Annotated in this window: 19 protein-coding genes and 1 riboswitch; of the genes, 11 read left to right on the top strand and 8 right to left on the bottom strand. The window is 73.2% G+C overall.

The features are described 5' to 3' along the window. Window positions 1-32 precede the first annotated feature (32 nt). A riboswitch (cobalamin riboswitch) is annotated at window positions 33-185 on the bottom strand. A 137-nt stretch (window positions 186-322) separates the two neighbouring features. Next, window positions 323-544: a hypothetical protein gene (locus QF030_RS11600; protein WP_057599283.1), complete on the bottom strand. Its 222-nt coding sequence runs from the start codon at window positions 542-544 to the stop codon at window positions 323-325. A gap of 34 nt (window positions 545-578) precedes the next feature. Beyond that, window positions 579-1,847, bottom strand: coding sequence for an inorganic phosphate transporter (locus tag QF030_RS11595; RefSeq protein ID WP_307162573.1), 1,269 nt, complete (start codon window positions 1,845-1,847; stop codon window positions 579-581). Between the two features lie 677 nt (window positions 1,848-2,524). Between QF030_RS11595 and QF030_RS11590 the strand changes: the two genes are divergently transcribed. The 3 genes from QF030_RS11590 to QF030_RS11580 all read left to right on the top strand — a co-directional run bounded on the left by QF030_RS11590 (window position 2,525) and on the right by QF030_RS11580 (window position 6,352). Further along, window positions 2,525-3,256 (top strand): class II aldolase/adducin family protein, encoded by a 732-nt coding sequence (locus QF030_RS11590; RefSeq protein WP_307162572.1) that lies wholly within the window; start codon window positions 2,525-2,527, stop codon window positions 3,254-3,256. Between the two features lie 124 nt (window positions 3,257-3,380). Beyond that, the gene (locus QF030_RS11585) at window positions 3,381-4,517 is read left to right on the top strand and encodes an alpha/beta hydrolase (RefSeq protein WP_307162571.1); all 1,137 of its coding nucleotides are present in this window, start codon (window positions 3,381-3,383) and stop codon (window positions 4,515-4,517) included. 398 nt (window positions 4,518-4,915) lie between these two features. Next, window positions 4,916-6,352, top strand: coding sequence for a hypothetical protein (locus QF030_RS11580; RefSeq protein ID WP_307162570.1), 1,437 nt, complete (start codon window positions 4,916-4,918; stop codon window positions 6,350-6,352). A gap of 84 nt (window positions 6,353-6,436) precedes the next feature. Here the strand turns inward: QF030_RS11580 and QF030_RS11575 are convergent, their stop codons facing one another. Beyond that, entirely contained in the window at window positions 6,437-6,850 is a 414-nt protein-coding gene (locus QF030_RS11575; RefSeq protein WP_307162569.1) for a VOC family protein, read from the bottom strand. A gap of 245 nt (window positions 6,851-7,095) precedes the next feature. Here QF030_RS11575 and abc-f point away from each other — a divergent pair, with 245 nt between their 5' ends. From abc-f to QF030_RS11560, 3 genes are all read left to right on the top strand, one after another. After that, window positions 7,096-8,694, top strand: a complete 1,599-nt coding sequence (abc-f, locus tag QF030_RS11570; RefSeq protein ID WP_307162568.1) for a ribosomal protection-like ABC-F family protein — start codon at window positions 7,096-7,098, stop codon at window positions 8,692-8,694. Between the two features lie 395 nt (window positions 8,695-9,089). Beyond that, window positions 9,090-9,311, top strand: coding sequence for a helix-turn-helix domain-containing protein (locus QF030_RS11565; RefSeq protein WP_004002281.1), 222 nt, complete (start codon window positions 9,090-9,092; stop codon window positions 9,309-9,311). 151 nt (window positions 9,312-9,462) lie between these two features. After that, window positions 9,463-10,266, top strand: coding sequence for an enoyl-CoA hydratase/isomerase family protein (locus QF030_RS11560; protein ID WP_307162567.1), 804 nt, complete (start codon window positions 9,463-9,465; stop codon window positions 10,264-10,266). A 33-nt stretch (window positions 10,267-10,299) separates the two neighbouring features. Here the strand turns inward: QF030_RS11560 and QF030_RS11555 are convergent, their stop codons facing one another. Next, on the bottom strand, window positions 10,300-11,013 hold the full coding sequence (locus QF030_RS11555) for a nucleopolyhedrovirus P10 family protein (RefSeq protein WP_307162566.1): 714 nt from the start codon (window positions 11,011-11,013) through the stop codon (window positions 10,300-10,302). A 97-nt stretch (window positions 11,014-11,110) separates the two neighbouring features. On the opposite strand from QF030_RS11555, the gene QF030_RS11550 reads away from it, so the two are divergent. The 5 genes from QF030_RS11550 to amaP are packed head-to-tail and all read left to right on the top strand — an operon-like array spanning window position 11,111 to window position 13,418. After that, a complete protein-coding gene (locus tag QF030_RS11550; protein WP_307162565.1) occupies window positions 11,111-11,596 on the top strand; it encodes an Asp23/Gls24 family envelope stress response protein in 486 nt (161 codons plus the stop codon). A 43-nt stretch (window positions 11,597-11,639) separates the two neighbouring features. Further along, complete coding sequence (locus tag QF030_RS11545; protein ID WP_307162564.1) at window positions 11,640-11,825, top strand: hypothetical protein; 186 nt, start codon at window positions 11,640-11,642, stop codon at window positions 11,823-11,825. Then, window positions 11,822-12,208 carry an Asp23/Gls24 family envelope stress response protein gene (locus tag QF030_RS11540; protein ID WP_307162563.1) on the top strand — a complete coding sequence of 129 codons (387 nt, stop codon included), beginning with the start codon at window positions 11,822-11,824 and terminating at the stop codon, window positions 12,206-12,208. Before QF030_RS11545 ends, QF030_RS11540 begins: the two co-directional genes overlap by 4 nt. Further along, window positions 12,205-12,834: a DUF6286 domain-containing protein gene (locus tag QF030_RS11535; protein ID WP_307162562.1), complete on the top strand. Its 630-nt coding sequence runs from the start codon at window positions 12,205-12,207 to the stop codon at window positions 12,832-12,834. Before QF030_RS11540 ends, QF030_RS11535 begins: the two co-directional genes overlap by 4 nt. A gap of 5 nt (window positions 12,835-12,839) precedes the next feature. Then, complete coding sequence (amaP, locus tag QF030_RS11530) at window positions 12,840-13,418, top strand: alkaline shock response membrane anchor protein AmaP (RefSeq protein ID WP_307162561.1); 579 nt, start codon at window positions 12,840-12,842, stop codon at window positions 13,416-13,418. An 83-nt stretch (window positions 13,419-13,501) separates the two neighbouring features. Here amaP and QF030_RS11525 read toward each other — a convergent pair whose 3' ends face one another. The 4 genes from QF030_RS11525 to QF030_RS11510 all read right to left on the bottom strand — a co-directional run bounded on the left by QF030_RS11525 (window position 13,502) and on the right by QF030_RS11510 (window position 17,462). Continuing rightward, window positions 13,502-14,257 carry an SDR family oxidoreductase gene (locus tag QF030_RS11525; protein ID WP_307162560.1) on the bottom strand — a complete coding sequence of 252 codons (756 nt, stop codon included), beginning with the start codon at window positions 14,255-14,257 and terminating at the stop codon, window positions 13,502-13,504. Window positions 14,258-14,262: 5 nt separating this feature from the next. Beyond that, complete coding sequence (locus tag QF030_RS11520) at window positions 14,263-16,050, bottom strand: glycoside hydrolase family 15 protein (protein ID WP_307162559.1); 1,788 nt, start codon at window positions 16,048-16,050, stop codon at window positions 14,263-14,265. Window positions 16,051-16,342: 292 nt separating this feature from the next. Further along, complete coding sequence (locus tag QF030_RS11515) at window positions 16,343-17,134, bottom strand: SURF1 family cytochrome oxidase biogenesis protein (protein WP_307162557.1); 792 nt, start codon at window positions 17,132-17,134, stop codon at window positions 16,343-16,345. A 94-nt stretch (window positions 17,135-17,228) separates the two neighbouring features. After that, the gene (locus QF030_RS11510; protein WP_078615750.1) at window positions 17,229-17,462 is read right to left on the bottom strand and encodes a hypothetical protein; all 234 of its coding nucleotides are present in this window, start codon (window positions 17,460-17,462) and stop codon (window positions 17,229-17,231) included. Between the last annotated feature and the right edge of the window lie 46 nt (window positions 17,463-17,508).

Here is a 17,508-nt window from a genome sequence, read left to right as displayed (position 1 = left end):
CGATATGTCCTCACTCAGGGTGTCCACGCCCTGGTTCGACGAGACCGGCGGCGAGAGTTCCTGGCTCCCGGGGGTTACTACCCCGGTGACAGTGGCGGGACCGCGCCGGATTCACACCGGCTTCCTCTTCTGCCGTCGTACATGGCTCGGGCAGTCCACCACGACCCGCTGGAGCCGTCAACTTGCTGTTGACCTGCGAGGCTGGAGTGTGCAGAACCCCACACAGGGACCGACGGCGGAGCCACCGACACCCCTGGGGTGCGGGACGGCGATCCGTCCCGCACCCCAGGGGCGTTCGGGTGGTGCGTGTGTGGATGGTGCGTCAGGCGACGATCAGTGAGATGCCGTACGCCACCGCTGCCGCGCAGGCCGCGAAGCACGCGTACGCGCCGGTCACCGCGAGGGTGGCCGAGCCGCCCTGCGCCGACGCGCGCTCCTGCCGCGACAGGCCCATGATGCCGAGGGTGAACAGGGCGACGAGGCCCACGGTGACCACGAGGCTGACGCCGAAGACGGAACCCAGGGCTGCCCAGTCGATCTTCATGCTGCTTCTCTTCCTTCGTACCGGGTGCGCGGGCTCAGACGGCCGCGGCCGGAGGAGCGGCGGGGGTCGCGGGCTCCGCGGCCGGGGCGGGGATCGTGGCCGTCAGGTCCGTGGTGAGACCGGCGGTGAGGTTGTCGGCCAGGGCGACCGTGGGCGGCGGGGTGACCGCGGCGATCGCCGTCGTGACGACGCCCGCGGGCTCCTCGGACGCGTTGACGTTCGAGGCGTCGACGACCTCGCGCCGGGAGACCTTCCAGATGGCCGCGCTGGAGGCGATCAGGAAGACCGCGACGAGGGCCGTACCCCAGTCGCCCAGGCCGGTGACCGACTCGGCGAGCGCGCCCACCAGGGCCGCGGCCGGGAGCGTCAGGCCCCATGCGACGAACATCCGGGTCGCCGTCGACCAGCGGACCACACCGCCCTTGCGGCCCAGTCCGGCGCCCATCACCGCACCCGAGACCGAGTGGGTGGTGGAGAGGGAGAAGCCGAGGTGCGAGGAGGCCAGGATGACCGTGGCCGCGCTGGTCTGGGCGGCGAAGCCCTGCTGCGGCTGGAGGTCGGTCAGGCCCTTGCCCATGGTGCGGATGATGCGCCAGCCGCCGAGGTAGGTGCCGAGCGCGATGGCCAGGCCGGCGGAGAGGATGACCCAGGTGGGCGGGTCGGAGTCGGGGGCCACGGCACCGCCGGCCACCAGGGCCAGGGTGATGATGCCCATCGTCTTCTGCGCGTCGTTGGTGCCGTGGGCGAGGGAGACCAGGCCGGCCGAGGCGATCTGGCCCGCGCGGTAGCCCTTGGCCGCAGCCTTGCCGTCGGCCTTCTTGCCGAGGGTGTAGGAGAGGCGGGTCGCGAGCATCGCCGCGACGCCGGCGACGATCGGCGCGGCGATCGCCGGGATCAGCACCTTGGTCACCAGGGCGTCACCGTGCACCGCGCCCATGCCGGCCGAGGCGATGGTGGCGCCGATCAGGCCGCCCATCAGGGCGTGCGAGGAACTGGACGGCAGGCCCACCAGCCAGGTCAGGAGGTTCCAGAGGATCGCGCCGACCAGGGCGGCGAAGATGACCTCGGGACGGATGCCGGTCTCGTCGACGAGACCCTTGGAGATCGTGTTGGCGACCTCCACCGAGAGGAAAGCGCCCACAAGGTTGAGCGCGGCGGACATGGCCACCGCGACCTTGGGCTTGAGCGCACCGGTCGAGATGGTGGTGGCCATCGCGTTGGCGGTGTCGTGAAAACCGTTCGTGAAATCGAACGCGAGTGCGGTTACTACCACAATCGCGAGGATCAGCGAGAAGTTTTCCATTTACCCAGGCAATCGTTCGAAGTCATTGGCGCGTTGACCGTAAGCAATCCGGGTGAACGGAAGATGAACTGAGAAGGGCTTCCGGGTGTCTGTCCACGCGAGTCGGGGCGGTGACCCGTCGAGGCGTCGGGGCGGGGGGCGGGCGCCGTACGGCCGCCCGTCCTCGGCGGGCCCCGGCAACCGCGTCCCGGAGCCGTGAAAGAGATCTTCGTCACCCGGCGGGCCGCCGCGGGCCGCGCCCTGCCGGAGGGCTCCGGTGGGCCGTCCGGACCGCAGTCGCCGACGCTCCACGGCCGGTAGCGGGCAGTCCACGGGGCGTGACCGGCGGCGCAATCCGGCCGCCGCCGCGACGGCCGATGAGGTGGGTGCCCCGCGTCGCCGAAGCCCTGCTTCAGCGACGCGTCCGGATCCCCATCGGGCCTGAGCACCGAGGCCCCGGTCGTGGGAGTCGTACGCGACGTCGAGGGCGGGCGGCACGGTCCGGCCGTCGGCGCCCGGCCGCCGCGATCGTGTACGAAACACGCGGCCCGCCCGGGCCGCGCTCCCTGTTCCCGTCGACGACGGCGGGCGCGAAGCCGTCCGGAGGTCAGCCGTCCGCAGGCCGGGGGAGGCGCGGCTTCCGGCCACAGTGCCCGCGCCCGGCGGCGGCCCGCGATGCCTGCTGGCAGGATCGCGGCATGGCTGAGCAGCGACGCGAGCAGGGAGACGCCCGGGGGCGCCGGAGCGGCGTGCGGGACGTGACACAGGGGCGGGGGAGGCACGCGGTCCTCGAGGAGGCGCGGGCCTGGGAGGCGCTCGTGACGGCGGCCCGCCGCACCGTGACCGACGGACTGGTCGTCGGCACCTCCGGCAACGTCTCCGTACGCGTCGGCGACACCGTGCTCGTCACACCGTCGGGCGTACCCTACGAGCGGCTCACCCCGGACGACGTGACGGGCGTCGACCTCACCGGCCGGCAGGTGCTCGGCACCCTGCGCCCGACGAGCGAGCTGCCCATGCACCTCGCCGTCTACCGCACCACGGACGCCGGGGCGGTCGTCCACACCCACGCCGTGCACGCGACCGCCGTCTCGACCCTCGTCACCGAGCTTCCCCACGTCCACTACATGGCGGGCGCGCTCGGCGGACCCGTCCGGGTCGCCCCCTACGCGACGTACGGCACCGAGGAGTTGGCCGAGAACATGCTCCGCGCCCTCGTAGACCGCAGTGGCTGCCTCCTCGGGAACCACGGCACCCTCACCTACGGCGCCACCCTCGACCAGGCCTACGACCGTACGGCCCAACTGGAGTGGATGTGCCGCCTGTGGCTGACCGCCTCGTCCGTACCCGGCCTGGAACCCACGCTCCTGACGGAGGAACAGGTCACGGAGGCGGGCGAGCGGCTGCGCGGATACGGCCAGCGGGACTGACCCGCCGTCCCCTCCTCCGCCGCACGGCCGGTGAGCGGCCCTCACCTCGCCGCGCCCGCCCCGGGTTTCCTCCCGGCCGGCTCCACCACTGGCCGGGAGGGGGGCGGGAAAGGACACTGGACGGGTGCGCACTGTCAAAGCGACGGCCGCCGCCGTCACCGCAGCCCTGGCCGCCGGCGCCGCCAGTGTCGTCGCAGGCCGACTGGCCAGCGACGCCGCGCTGAAGGCGCCGCCCGGCCGGCCCCTGCCCACCGAACCCCGGCTCACCGTGCACGGCACGGCCCCCGGCCGGATCACCCTGACCCGTGACCTGGCCGCCCTGCGCCCCGGCACCTACGGCCTCTCCGGCAACGGCTCCCACGCGGTCGTGGGCCCCGTCCTGGCCACCGCCCCGCACTCCGCCGACACCGTCGTGCGCAGCCTGGAGCGGGTCACCCACGGCACCCTGAGCGCCGGCGACGCGGTCTGGCTCACCCCCAACCTCCATGTCGGCAACCCCGGCAGCGCCCTCGGTCTCGACCACGCCGACATCGACGTCCCCGGCGAACTGGGCAACCTGCCCGCCTGGTTCGTGCCCGGCGCGCGCCGCACCTGGGTGATCGCCGCGCACGGCCTGGGCACCACCCGGGAGCACGCCCTGAACGTCATGGGCTTCCTGCACCGCCGCCGCTTCCCCGTCCTCGCCCTCGCCCATCGCGGTGACCTCGGCGCGCCCCGCTCCCCGGACGGTCTGAACCACCTCGGCGAGACCGAGTGGCGCGACCTGGACGCGGCGATGCGGTACGCCGTGCGCTACGGCGCCGAACGCGTCGTCCTGTTCGGCTGGTCCACCGGCGCGACCATGGCCCTGCGGGCCGCCGCCGACTCGGGGCTGCGGGACCTCGTCTCCGGGCTGGTGCTGGACTCCCCGGTCCTGGACTGGCGGACGACCGTGCGCGCGCTCGCCGCCGCCCGGCGCACCCCGGGCGTGCTGCTGCCGCTCGCCGTCCGCGCCGCCGAGGGCCGCACCGGCCTGCACGCCGGCCCCGGCCGCCGAGCGGACGCGGTCGCCGATCCTGACCGGCTGCGGGTCCCGACCCTCGTGCTGCACGGCCCCGACGACACCGTCGCCCCCTGGAGCGCCTCCCGCCGCCTCGCCGGCCTCCGCCCCGAGCTGGTCACCCTGCACACGGTCCCGCACGCCCCGCACGGCGCCATGTGGAACGCCGACCCCGAGGCCTACGAGGAGGCCCTGCGCCGCTTCCTGACCCCGCTGATGTGACCGACCCCTGCGGCCGACCCCTGTGACCGACGGACACGGCCGACCCCTGCGGCCGACGGACGCGGCCGACCCCTGCGGCCGACCCCTGCGGCCGACGGACGCGGCCGACGGACGCGGCCGACCCCTGCGGCCGACCTCTGTGGTCGACGGATGCGGCCGACAGTTGTGGCCCATGGCTGTGGGCCGCTGCGGCGACGCACGGGAGGAGCGCTGCCGCGAGCCGCCCGGGTGGGCCCCGGCAGGGCGGCCGGACCGGTGCCGCTGGTTCCGTTTAAGCCCGTACCACTGGCCTGAAGACGTCTCCCCGCCCCTCACGGACCCGTGCGCCTTGGCCAGTCCCGTAGCCCGCCGTGACATTCCGTTTGGGTTTTCGGACCGTCAACCGGAAGACTGCACCCGTGACGTCCCGTATCCCGCGCGACTCCAGGCTTCGACTCGTCCGCCCGCGACCCCTGGCCGCCGCCCCCTCAGCTGTGAACGAGCGGCGCCCGCGCCGCCCCGCACCCCGCCCGCCGGAGGGCACTCCGGCGCCCGCGGAGCTGGCCAGAATGGCGCGCTCCGGGCTGGCCGCGGCGGCCCGGGTCGCCCGCTGGGCGGACAACGCCCTCGGGCCCGGCCGAGACGCCGCCACCACCGACGGCAAGGCCACCCTCTCCGACGCCACCGCCGAACGGGCCGCCAGTGATCTGGGCCTGACCACGGACCGGATCCGCGCCGACTGGGACACCGCCCGCCTCGCCGGTCTCGTCGAGGTGCACGGCGACAGCGCCCGTCCCGGCTGGCGGCTGCGTGCCTGGAACCGTGACGACAGCGCAGTGCTGCGCGGCTGGGTCGCCCTGTTCGACGCCTGGTCGCTCGCCTCGCCGGAACCCGCGGACCAGGAGCCCGGCGCCGTCGCCGAGGTCGTCTCGGCCATGCCCCAGGTGCTGTCCTTCCTCCAGCTCTCCGCCGGGCCCGTCCCCGTGGAGCAGCTCCTGGACCTGCTGCGCCAGCGGGTCACCGAACTGCGCACCGAGCGCTGCGAGGTGCCCTACGGCGCCGGCTCGGAACCCGCGACCCCCCTCGCCCCGGTCCTCTCCGCCGACGCCGACCCGGCGGAGCCGGCCCAGGACGCCGAACTCGCCCCCCTCCTCGACTGGGCCCTGCACGCCCTCGCCGCGGTGGGCGCCCTGACCTACGGCGCCGGACAGGCCACGCTCACGCCGCTGGGCAGCTGGGCGGTCTGGGTCAAGCTGGAGCAGATCTGCGTCGCCGCGCAGAGCCCCGCCGGCAACATCGAGCAGTCGGCCGAGGCCATGCTCCGAGGCTGCGCCCAGCTGCGCCCGAACGCGGCCCGCGCCGAGTACCGCGCCTGGCTCGCCGCCCGGACCGTCGGCAGCGCCGTCGCCGAGCTGCTGCTGGCCGCCCGCGGCGACGACGCGCTGCTGCGCGGGCTCGCCTTCGAGGCGCTGCGCGTCGTCGGCGCCCCGGCCGAGCCCGACGTCCGCGCGGTCGTCGACGAGCCCGCGCTGCGGCCCTATGCGCTGCTGTGGCTCGCCGAGCACGACGGCGTCGACCCCGAGGACGCCCACGAGGTGCTCACCCGGCAGGAAGCGACGTGGCTGTGGGTCGACACCGCCGCGGCCGTCGCCGACCACGGGGAGGCGCCGATGCTCGTACGCCACCTGGAGTCCGCGCTGCAGCCGACCGTCCCCGCCCTGCTGACCGAGGTGCGGGCCGTCGGACATCCGCGCACCGTGCAGGTGCTGGTGGCGCTCGCCGCCGCGCACCCCGACCCGGCGCTGGCCAAGGCCGTCCGCCGGGCGGCCTTCCAGGTGCACACCGGAGGCAGCTGAACGGGCCTCGTGGCGGGCCTCGCAACGGGCTCCGCACGGACGGCGCGGTCCCGCACGGGCTCCGCGTACGCCCCGGCGCGGCTCTCAGCCCTGTATGTCGGGCGCGTAGGTCCCGAAGCTCCAGAGGTTGCCCTCGAGGTCGCGGGCCATGTAGTCCCGGGAGCCGTAGTCCTGGTCCGTCGGGGGCATCAGGATCTCCGCGCCGTGCTCCACGGCCCGCCGGTGGTGTGCGTCGACGTCGTCCACCGCGACGTACACGCCGGCCGGGCCCGCGTCCTTCATCGCCGTGTCGAAGACCCCGCCGCGGCCCTTCGAGCCGAGCATCACCGCGCCGTTGCCCTGCACCAGCTCGGCGTGCACGACCGAGCCGTCCTCGCCCTCGTAGACCGACAACTCCGTGAACCCCAGGGCCTCGGTGAGCTGCCGGATCGCCGCCTTCGCGTCGGTGTACAGCACCGTCGGAAAGACGCTGGGCCGCCCGCTGTTCGTGCCTGCCATGCCGATCACTCCCTTGTGATCCACGCCGGATTCCTCATCCGCCGCCCAGTCTGGCACCCGCCACCGACAGCGCCCCCGGCGCGGAGGATCCGGCGCGAGCGCGGAAGATCGAACACCCGGACGCAGAAAAAGTGCTTGCACGGTCCCGTTAGACTGGCCCCCATGGCCATTCTCCTCGCGCATTAGACGGCGGGAACGTCCTCGGCCGTCCATCCCGCCAACGACCCCCGCTCTGGAGTCTGTCCGTGATCTCCGCCTCCGGCATCGAGCTGCGCGCCGGTGCCCGCATCCTCATCGAGAACGCCTCCTTCCGTGTGGCCAAGGGCGACCGCATCGGCCTGGTCGGGCGCAACGGCGCCGGCAAGACCACGCTGACCAAGGTCCTGGCCGGCGAGGGCATCCCGGCCGCCGGCCAGGTCACCCGCTCCGGCGAGGTCGGTTACCTTCCGCAGGACCCCCGCACCGGCGACCTCGACGTCCTCGCCCGGGACCGCATCCTCTCCGCGCGCGGCCTGGACGTCCTGATCCGCAAGATGCGCGAGAACGAACAGCGGATCGCGAACGGCTCGGGCGCCACCCGCGACAAGGCGATGCGCCAGTACGAGCGCCAGGAGACGGAGTTCCTCACCAAGGGCGGATACTCCGCCGAGGCCGAGGCCGCCACCATCGCCGCCGCGCTCAACCTGCCCGACCGGGTGCTCGGCCAGCCCCTGCACACCCTCTCCGGCGGTCAGCGGCGCCGGGTCGAGCTGGCCCGGATCCTGTTCTCCGACGCGGACACGCTGCTGCTCGACGAGCCGACGAACCACCTCGACGCCGACTCCATCGTCTGGCTGCGTGACTACCTCAAGACCTATCGCGGCGGCTTCATCGTCATCAGCCACGACGTCGACCTGGTCGAGACGGTCGTCAACAAGGTCTTCTACCTGGACGCCAACCGCTCCCAGATCGACGTCTACAACATGGGCTGGCGGCTCTACCAGCAGCAGCGCGAGTCCGACGAGAAGCGCCGCAAGCGCGAGCGCCAGAACGCCGAGAAGAAGGCCGCCGCGCTGCATTCGCAGGCCGACAAGATGCGCGCCAAGGCCACCAAGACGGTCGCCGCGCAGAACATGGCCCGCCGCGCCGACAAGCTGCTCTCCGGCCTGGAGGCGGTCCGCCAGTCCGACAAGGTGGCCAAGCTCCGCTTCCCCGAGCCCGCGCCCTGCGGCAAGACGCCCCTGATGGCCGAGGGCCTGTCGAAGTCCTACGGCTCGCTGGAGATCTTCACCGACGTCGACCTGGCCATCGACAAGGGCTCGCGCGTCGTCATCCTCGGTCTGAACGGCGCAGGCAAGACGACCCTGCTGCGTCTGCTCGGCGGGGCGGAGAAGCCCGACACCGGCGAGGTCGTCGCGGGCCACGGCCTCAAGCTGGGCTACTACGCCCAGGAGCACGAGACCCTCGACCCGGAGCGCACGGTCCTGGAGAACATGCGCTCCGCCGCCCCCGACCTGGATCTGGTCGAGGTCCGCAAGACGCTCGGCTCGTTCCTGTTCTCCGGCGACGACGTCGACAAGCCCGCCGGGGTCCTCTCCGGCGGCGAGAAGACCCGGCTGGCCCTCGCCACCCTCGTGGTCTCCTCGGCCAACGTGCTGCTGCTCGACGAGCCCACCAACAACCTCGACCCGGCCAGCCGCCAGGAGATCCTCGGCGCGCTGCGTACCTACAAGGGCGCGGTCGTCCTCGTCACCCACGACGAGGGCGCGGTGGAGGCGCTCCAGCCCGAGCGGATCATCCTGCTGCCCGACGGCGTCGAGGACCTGTGGGGTGCCGACTACGCGGATCTGGTCGCGCTGGCCTGATCGAGCGTGCGCTCCACGGCCTGATCGACGGTGTGGTCGACGAGGTGATCCACGGTGTGATCCACGACTTGGATCATTCGTCTGGATCATTCGGCCTACCGGTGATCCATCATCTGTGTGAGATCTCCTCGTATCGAGGTGTGTCCTACATCGATTTCACGGCCGATCCCTTTGTCGACAAGGGATCGGCCGTCGCGCGTCTCTGACCTGCCACTTCACACGGCAACCCGTTCGGCCCCACGAACGCCATCGGGTGGAATCACATATTCCACTTGTGGGGACGCGCTCCTGTCGTCAAAACCCTGTCGCACGGACCTTGCCGAATGGGTGGCCATCGCGCGCCGGAGGGGTGATCATGATGATGACCAGAGCGCACTTCCCATGAGGAGGCACGGGTGGCCGAGACTCTGAAGAAGGGCAGCCGGGTGACCGGCGCCGCGCGCGACAAGCTCGCGGCAGACCTGAAGAAGAAGTACGACTCCGGTGCGAGCATCCGGGCGCTGGCCGAGGAAACCGGTCGCTCGTATGGCTTTGTCCACCGGATGCTCAGCGAGTCGGGCGTCACGCTCCGTGGGCGTGGCGGGGCGACCCGAGGCAAGAAGGCCGCCTCGTCCTGACCCCGGGCGGCCCACCGCTTTCGATGGTGGCCACCCGGTCGATTTTTCCCGCGGGTCCTTGAGGGGCCCGGGGGATCCCCAGATCGGCCGGGTGGTTACTGTGCAGTCACTTAGCTGACCGCTAGCTGACCGCACTCATCGGAGGCGCCTCATGGCCACACCCGACCAGGAACTCGTTCCCCTGCTCGACAAGGACGGCGTACGGCTCACCGTCGACGACGCGCTCGCCACGGTGACGCTGGCCAACCCGGCCAAGCGCAATGCGCAGAGCCCCGCGATGTGGCGGGCGCTCGCCGAGGCCGGGCGGCTGGTGCCGGGCTCCGTCCGTGTGGTCGTGCTGCGTGGCGAGGGCAAGTCCTTCTCCGCGGGGCTCGACCGGCAGATGTTCACGCCCGAGGGGATCGAGGGCGAGCCGTCCTTCATCGATCTCGCGCGCAGTGGTGACGCCGAACTCGACGCCGCCATCGCCGGGTTCCAGGAGGGCTTCACCTGGTGGCGGCGCAACGACCTCGTGTCCATCGCCGCTGTCCAGGGCCACGCCATCGGTGCGGGCTTCCAGCTGGCTCTCGCCTGTGACCTGCGCGTCGTCGCCGACGACGTGCAGTTCGCCATGCGGGAGACCGGCCTCGGCCTCGTTCCGGACCTGACGGGCACCCACCCGCTGGTGTCGCTCGTCGGTTACGGCCGCGCGGCCGAGATCTGCCTCACCGGCCGGTTCGTGCACGCCGAGGAGGCCGTGAGCTGCGGGCTGGCCAACATCGCCGTCCCCGCGCAGGACCTCGACACCGCGGCGCGTGAGCTGGCCGCGGCGATCCTGGCCGCGCCCCGGGAGGCCGTCATCGAGACCAAGGCGCTGCTGCGGGGCGCCGGAGACCGTACGTACGACGAGCAGCGCGCCGCCGAGCGCGCCGCCCAGGGCCGCCGTCTGCGGGACCTGGCCGGCATGGGCGAATGAGCCGGGTGCCGGTCCCCGCGGGTCGGGTCCCGGTCACTCCACCGCCGTGACCAGGACGCTCACCGTCGGGTGATCCCGTAGCGCTTCCGACACCACCCCACGCACCCGTGCGGCCACCTCCAGGGCCTGGTGACTCGCCTTCACCGCGATCTCCACACGTGCGTGGCGGTTCGGCAGAGCGGTCGTGTGCTGCCGTTCCTCGATGCGTACCGCCCTGTCGACGACGTCGGTCAGGCGGGTCACCCCCGGTACGGACAGGGCGGCGACCGTGGCGCGTGCCTCGTCGCCGTGCTGTGCCGCCCCGACGTGCTGCGGTCCGGGAACGGGCCGTACCGGCTCCGGTTCCGGGTCCTCGTCCAGCAAGGCCGTCACCCGCACGTCCACCTCCGCGACCACCAGGCCGAGGCGGTCCGTCGCGGCCGCCGCCAGCGCCGTGCGCAGGCGGGACGCGGCCGTCGGCAGCGGTTCGGACGAGGACGCGGCGATGTCCGCCGTCACGCGCAGCGGACCCGGTGGCAAGGCGCTCGGCGGAGGGGGTACCGCGGGCTCGTGAACCCCCGCCGGATCGGCCAACGCGATCCGCAGCGCGCCCATGCGCAGGCCCGTCAGATCCCGTACGGCCTCCCGCAGCACCGCTTCTGCCGCCGCCTCCGTGATCCACGCGCCGTCCCGCGGCCCGCCCAGCGGCAGCAGCCTGCCGAGGCCCAGTTGGTGCCGTACCGCGCTCGTCCATCCGTCCGCAGTCATTGCTCCAGCCTGCCGCATCCCCGGCGCGCTACCGGGCAACCGCGCTTACCGTGGTGGAAGGGGACGAGGAACGAACCGGACGTAAGGACGTACGGCGATGACCGAGGCAGCAGCGGAGCAGCACCGGACGCAGGTCCCCGACGGCGGCAACGAGCCCCTGGGGACCCGCAGGACGACCAGGCGCGGCGGCGGTGATCCGGGCACCCGAGGGCGGACCACCATCGCCGACGGGGTCGTGGAGAAGATCGCAGGCCTCGCGGCACGGGACGTCCTGGGCGTCCACGCGATGGGCAGCGGACTCAGCCGCACCTTCGGTGCCGTACGGGACCGGGTGCCCGGCGGCTCGAAGTCGGTGACCAGAGGTGTGAAGGCCGAGGTCGGCGAGGTGCAGACCGCGCTCGACCTGGAGATCGTCGTCGACTACGGCGTGGCCATCGCCGACGTGGCGCAGGCCGTGCGGGAGAACGTGATCGCGGCCGTGGAGCGGATGACCGGACTGGAGGTCGTCGAGGTCAACATCGCGGTGAGCGACGTCAAGCTGCCCGACGAAGAGGACGAGGAACCGGAGCCCCGGATCCAGTGACACACGGACGAGCGGGTGACCGCACCCCCGAGGGGAGAGCACGTTGAACATGGCCGTGGTCGGCATGATCGCCGGCATGGCGCTGGGCTTCGCCGGATACTTCGGCGGGTTCGGGGCCTTCGTCCTGGTGGCGGCACTGGGCGCCATCGGGTTCGTCGTCGGCCGGTTCCTCGAGGGGGACCTGGACCTCGGCGACTTCTTCCGCACCCGCGACGACCGGCGCCGGTGACCCCCGCGGACGACCGGGGCGCCGCCGTCGGCGGGGGGCGCCCGTCCGTCGTGCCCCCGGCCGCGCGCGGCGCGACCCGCATCGCCGACCGGGTGGTGGCGAAGATCGCCGCCCGGGCCGCGCGGGAGGCGGTCGGCCCCCTGCCGCCCGACGCCGCCGGTCCGCACGCGACCGTCGTCGTCCACCACGAGGCCGCGCACGTACGGGTCCATCTCGAACTCGACTACCCGACCGATATCGGCGGACGCTGTCACCGTGTGCGTCGGCATGTCACCGAGCGGGTAGGCGCGTTGGTGGGAATGGACGTTCCGGAGGTCGCCGTCCAGGTGGAACGGCTGCACCTGACAACGACCCCCGGTGTGGCGCACGGGAGGACGCGATGAGCGAGCCCGGAGGCTTGCAGGGCAGCACGCTGCCCGTTCTGGAGAAACCCACGCAAGAAACCGGCCCCGGCCCGGCCGGACCCGCCGACCACCGCTTCTGGTCGGCGCGCCGTGTCCCGGCCGGGGTCGTCGCGGCGCTGCTGCTGGTCGTCTCGGCAGCCTTCCTCTACGACGTGGCCGCCGTCCGGACCCACCGGTCCGCCATGGCCTGGCGGCGCGGACTCGCCCGGCAGCTCGCCGAGCGTCCGCTCGACGACATCTGGGTGCTGGTCGGCGCCGGGGTCGCGGCGGCCCTCGGCCTGTGGCTGATCGTCCTGGCCGTCACCCCGGGCCTCAGGGCCGTCCTGCCGATGAGCCGCACCCATCCGGACGTCCGGGCGGGGCTCCACCGGGACGCGGCCGCGCTGGTGCTGCGCGACCGGGCCATGGAGGTCGCCGGCGTGCAGTCGGTACGGGTGCGCACGAGCCGCCGGAAGGCCGACGTCCGCGCGCTGTCCCACTTCCGCGACCTGGACGACGTACACGCCGACCTGGACGCCGTCCTCACCGACGCCATCCGTGGCCTCGGCCTGGTCCGGCCGCTCGGCCTGTCACTCCATGTGCGGCGACCCGGGAAGAAGGGGTGAGGACGATGCCCGCCACCGTCAACCGCGTGCTCATCGCCGTCGTCGGACTGGTGCTCCTCGCCGTCGGCGGCGCGGTGCTGGCCGTGGGCCTGGGCGCCTCCGCACCCTCGTGGTGGCTCCACGACGGCCCGCACGACGTCCTTCTCACCACCGCCGAGCGCACCCGCTGGCGCGGCGACGGCTGGTGGTGGCCGGCGGTGATCGCGGTCCTCGCGCTTCTCGTCCTGCTGACCCTGTGGTGGCTGACGGCGGTCCTGCGCCGCCGCCGGCTCGGCGAACTCCTCGTCGACACGGGCGACGGCGCGGGAGCGCTGCTGCGGGGCCGCGCGCTGGAGGCCGTGCTCGCCGGCGAGGCGGAGCGGCTGGACGGCGTCGCCCACGCCCATGTGGCGCTGAAGGGCAGGAGGGAGGCGCCCGAGGCACGGGTCCGCCTGGTGCTGGAGCCCCATGTGGACCCGGCGACGGCGCTGGACCACCTGACGGCGCAGGCCCTGGCGCACGCGCGGGATTCGGCGGCGCTCGAGGCGCTGCCCGCCGAGGTGCGGATGAAAGGCCTCAAACACAAGGCGGAAAGGGTGGGTTGAGCTGCCCGGGAGGCCGGGGGCGGTGACGGTCCGCGGCGGTGCCGCGTGGCCGTGACCGGTCCCCGCGCCCGGCGCCGGACCGGTCAGAACCCGTGCCGCATCCCGCCGTCGACCGGCACCATGACACCCGTCAGATAAGAGGCCGCCGGCGACAGCAGGAACGCGGCCGTCCGGCCGAACTCCGCCGGCGTCCCGTACCGCCGCAGCGGGATCCGGGACTCGTTCGCGGCCCGGGTGGCCTCGGGGTCGGCCGACAGCCCGTCGAGCTCCCGCACCCGATCGGTGTCGATACGAGCCGGCAGCAGTCCCACGACCCGGATCCCCCGGGGCCCCAACTCGTCGGAGAGGGACTTCGCGAACCCGGCCAGTCCCGGCCGCAGGCCGTTGGAGATGGTCAGCCCGGGAATCGGCTCGTGCACCGACCCCGACAGAACGAATCCGATGACGCCGCCCGCCTCCAGCTCGGCGGCGGCCGCCCGCGCCAGCCGGACCGCGCCCAGGAACACCGACTCGAAGGCGGTCTGCCACTGCTCGTCCGTGTTGTCCGCGACGAACCCGGGCGGCGGACCGCCCACGCTCACCAGCACCCCGTCGAACCCGCCGAAGGCCTCGCGTGCCGCCGCGATCAGCCGCGCCGCGGCCCCGGGGTCGGCGTTGTCCACGGCGAGTCCGACGGCGTTCGGGCCCAGCTCGGCCGCGGCGTCGGCGACGCGCTTCTCGTCCCGCCCGGTGAGCACCACCTTCGCGCCGTCCGCGACGAGCTCGCGCGCGGTGGCGTTGCCGAGGCCGCGCGTCGCCCCGGTGACCACGTACACCCGGTCCTTCAGTCCAAGATCCATGACCCCTATCCTGCCTCCTGCGTGCCGAACAGGGCGAGGGCGGTGTTGACCAGGCCGATGTGACTGAAGGCCTGCGGGAAGTTGCCGAGGTGCCGGCCGGTCGACGGGTCGTACTCCTCCGCGAGCAGCCCCACGTCGTTGGCCAGGCCCACGAGCCGCTCGAACAGCTCCCGCGCCTCCTCCGCGCGGCCCGTCATGTGCAGTGCGTCCGCGAGCCAGAACGAGCAGGCCAGGAAGGTGCCCTCGTCGCCCGGCAGGCCGTCGACGCTCCTGCCGTCCGTGCTGTAGCGGCGCAGCAGACCGCCGTGCCCGAGTTCCTCGCGGACCGCGTCCACGGTCCCGACCACGCGCGGGTCGTCCGGCGGCAGGAAACCGACGCGGGGAATGAGCAGCAGGGAGGCGTCCAGGTCGCGCGAGCCGTAGGACTGGGTGAACGTGTTCCGCTCCGGGTCGTACCCCTTCTCGCACACCTCGCGGTGCACCTCGTCGCGCAGCGCCCGCCAGCCCGCCAGGTCACCGCTCAGACCGGGGTGATCCTCCAGCGTGCGCACGGCCCGGTCGGCGGCCACCCACACCATCACCTTGGAGTGCACGAACTGCCGCCGGCCGCCGCGCACCTCCCACAGCCCCTCGTCCGGCCGCCGCCAGTTCTCGCCGAGCCACTTCATCAGCGCGCACTGCAACGACCATACGTGCGGCCGGGGAGACATACCGGAGGACCGGGCCAGCGACAGCGAGTCCATGACCTCGCCGTAGACGTCCAGTTGCAGCTGGTCCACGGCCCCGTTGCCGATGCGCACCGGCGTGGAGTCCTCGTAGCCGGACAGCCAGGGCAGCTCGCACTCGGGCAGCCGGCGCTCGCCCGCCAGCCCGTACATGATCTGGAGGTCCGCCGGATCGCCCGCGACGGCGCGCAGCAGCCAGTTGCGCCAGGCCTCGGCCTCGTCCTGGTAGCCGGCCGCCAGCAGGGCGCCGAGGGTGAGCGTCGAGTCGCGCAGCCAGCAGTAGCGGTAGTCCCAGTTGCGGATCCCGCCCACCTCCTCGGGCAGGGAGGTGGTGAGCGCGGCGACGATACCGCCGGTGGGGACGTACGTGAGGGCCTTGAGGGTGATCAGGGAGCGGACGACGGCGTCCCGGTGGGGACCGTCGTAGCGGCAGCGGGCGGCCCACGCCCGCCAGTCGTCGACGCTGACCCGCAGCGCCTCCCACGGGTCGACGAGCGGCGGGCGCGACTCGTGCGAGGGGTGCCAGGTCAGCACGAAGGCCACCGACTCGCCCTCCCCGACGGAGAACTCCGAGTAGGTGGTGAAGTCCTCGCCCCAGGTGCGCACCTCCGGCTCGCTGCGGAACCAGACCGCGTCGGGACCGCCGACCGCCACCCGATGGCCGTCGGCCCGGCGCATCCACGGGACGACCCAGCCGTAGTCGAAGCGCAGCCGCAGCGCGCTGCGGACGGTGACCCGGCCGCGCAGTCCCTGGACGATGCGGACGACGTCGGGGGCCCTGTCGCGTTGGGGCATCAGGTCGGTGACCCGGATCGCCCCCTCGTCCGTTTCCCACTCGGTGTCCAGGACGAGGGTGTCGGGCCGGTAGGCGCGCCGCGTGCAGGCTCCCCGCGCGCCCTGCGGGGCGATGCGCCAGTGGCCGTTCTCCTCCTCGCCGAGAAGGCGCGCGAAGCAGGCTCCGGAGTCGAAGCGGGGCAGACAGAGCCAGTCGACGGAACCGTCCGTGCCGACCAGGGCGGCGGTCTGTTCGTCGCCGATGAGTGCGTAGTCCTCGATGCGGGGGTGCACGCAGGTGCGGGTTCCCGGTGGGCCCCCGGGGCAATCAGGGCTGCGGCCGGGCGAGTGACGACGGGACCGTCGGGGCCGGCGTCCCCGAGGACGACTCCCGGTCCCGTCCGCGGCCGACCCGACGCCCGCGGGCCGGTCGGCGTGACCGGGGCGAAGACGACGGCGATCAGGCCACCGCCTGCGATCACGCCGCCACCTGCGGTCCGTGCCCGCGTGCGCCTGTGCGTCCGTGCCCGCGTCCGTGCCGTGTGCGGGTGCGTGCCGTGCCCGCGTCCGCGCGTGCCCGCGTCCGTCAGACCGTCGCCGGCTCGGTCCGCTCCGCCTCTCGCGCGGCGGCCTGGGCCCGGTCGCGGGTCTCGCGGCGGACCAGGATGACCCAGCCGACGGGGACGCCCACGGAGAACAGCCACCACTGGATCGCGTACGCGTAGTTCAGGGCCGCGTCCTCACTGCCGGGCCGCCCGACCAGCTGCGGGCTGTCACCCTTCGGCTCGGGCGCCGTCTGCGCGATGTAGCCGCCGAGCACCTGCGTGCCGAGCCGCCGGGCCTCCTGCTCGCTGTTGATCAGCATGACCTGCCGGTCCGGCAGTCCCTTGAGGTCCTTGATGCCGCTCGCGGCGGTCGTCTCGTCGGGCATCAGCCGCCCGGTGACGGTGATCCGGCCGGCGGGCGGCGCGGGGACCTCGGGGAACGAGGTCTGACTCGGGGCGTCCGCGGGGATCCAGCCCCGGTCGACCAGCAGCACCTTCCCGTCCGTCAGGACGAACGGCGTGAGGACGTGGAAGCCGACCGTCTCGTCGGCGTTGACGCGGCGCCTGACGACGACCTCGCGCGCGGGGTCGAAGGAACCGGTGGCGGTGACGCTTCGGTACCGCTCGCTGCGGGTGACGGCGTGTCCCGGGGTGGTCAGCTTCTCCACGGGCACCGCCTCGGCCGTCAGCGCGTCGGAGACCAGCTGGTTGCGCGCGGTGCGCTCGTCGTAGCGATGCATCTGCCAGAAGCCCAGCCTGATCATCGTGGGGATGAGGAGGAGGGAGACCAGCGTGAGGATCACCCACTGCCGGGACAACAGGAAGCGGTACACCCCACGACCGTACAACTCGGTCGCGGGGTGCATTCGGGCGGGTACCGCAAGAAGATGTCGTCACCTCACGTGCCCCCGCGGCCGGCGGGTCGGCTCACACCTTGTCGACGATGCCCGCCCTGCCCTCCGCGCGGGCGCAGTGCGCGCCGCAGTACCAGTGGCCCTCCACCTCGACGCCCTGGCCGATGATCTGCACCCGGCAGTGCTCGCAGATGGGGGCCATGCGATGGATCGCACAGGAGAAGCAGTCGAAGACATGGATCGCGCCCTGCGCGTGCACTTCGAAGGTCATTCCGTAGTCATTGCCGCAAACTTCGCATCTCGCCATGCGCCACAGGGTGAGCCGTCGTCCTCGCTCGGGCGAGCGGACGGCG

The sequence above is a fragment of the Streptomyces rishiriensis genome (assembly GCF_030815485.1).
Taxonomy (GTDB): domain Bacteria; phylum Actinomycetota; class Actinomycetes; order Streptomycetales; family Streptomycetaceae; genus Streptomyces; species Streptomyces rishiriensis_A.
The sequence above is the reverse complement of the archived record's forward strand: the minus strand, read 5'-3'. Positions and strand labels throughout refer to the sequence as shown.